Source organism: Shewanella sp. 3_MG-2023, assembly GCF_030548765.1.
In the GTDB taxonomy this organism is placed as follows: domain Bacteria; phylum Pseudomonadota; class Gammaproteobacteria; order Enterobacterales; family Shewanellaceae; genus Shewanella.
This window is the reverse complement of the sequence record NZ_JAUOSH010000080.1, coordinates 1-1,130: the sequence shown is the minus strand read 5'-3', so window position 1 is coordinate 1,130 and position 1,130 is coordinate 1. Positions and strand designations below refer to the sequence as shown.

Here is a 1,130-nt window from a genome sequence, read left to right as displayed (position 1 = left end):
GAGTAAGCGATATTACCATCAACTACAGGTGCGTCATTAACCGCCAGTGTAGTAATGCCTGCGGTGGTTTCAGCAGTGGCGCCATCATCATCGATAACCACCACATCAAGACTGATGTCACCGTTAAAGTTCGCGTTTGGCGAGAAGGTCACTGAGCCATCTTGGTTTTGAACCAGGATACCGTCGGTACCAGAATATGACACTGAGTCTAGGCTGACGGTGCCATCCACATCGCTTGAGTTCGCTAATAACTGCTCAGCGCTAATGGTGATTTGGCCGTCTTCGTTGACTGTGTATGAGGTTGAACCCGCTACCGGTGCATCGTTGACATCCGCAACCGCGATATCGATGTTAGCTGGGGTCACAACGGTGCCATCACTGACACCAAACTCTAATTGCACATCACCATTGAAGTTTTCATTTGGCGCAAAGCTATGGGTACCATCACCGTTGTCGGTAAGCACACCGTCAGTGCCGCTGTACGTCACCGTATCAACAGATAGGTTATCACCATCGATGTCGCTCGCATTCGCCAGCAGCTGCTCATCGGTAATGATGATAATGCCGTCTTCATTCATGGTGAATTCAACGTCAGGGGCAACCGCGGCATCGTTAACGGGGTTAACGGTTAAATCAACGCCTGTCGCCACGGTAGTCGTGCCATCTGAGACATCAAAGCTTAAGTCTAAGTCGCCATTAAAGTCTGCATCAGGGGTAACCGTGAAGCTGCCATCGGGGTTAGCCACCACGGTAGCATTATCGCCTACGCTGAGGTTTTCAGCGCTTAGGCTGTCACCATCGATGTCAGTTGCATTCGCCAGCAGTTGCTCTTGGCTGAGGGTGATTGAGCCATCTTCGTCAACTGAGTAAGCGACATTGCCATCAACTACAGGTGCGTCATTAACCGCCAGTGTAGTAATGCCTGCGGTGGTTTCAGCAGTGGCGCCATCGTCATCGATAACCACCACATCCAGGCTGATGTCACCGTTGAAGTTCTCATTTGGCGAGAAGGTCACTGAGCCATCTTGGTTTTGAACCAGGATACCGTCGGTACCAGAATATGACACTGAGTCTAGGCTGACGGTGCCATCCACATCGCTTGAGTTCGCTAATAGCTGCTCAGCGCTAAT

Annotated in this window: 1 protein-coding gene; it reads right to left on the bottom strand. The window is 50.9% G+C overall.

The features are described from left to right. A partial coding sequence (locus Q4591_RS20060; protein WP_303462615.1) for a cadherin-like domain-containing protein occupies window positions 1–1,130 on the bottom strand: 1,130 nt, incomplete at both ends.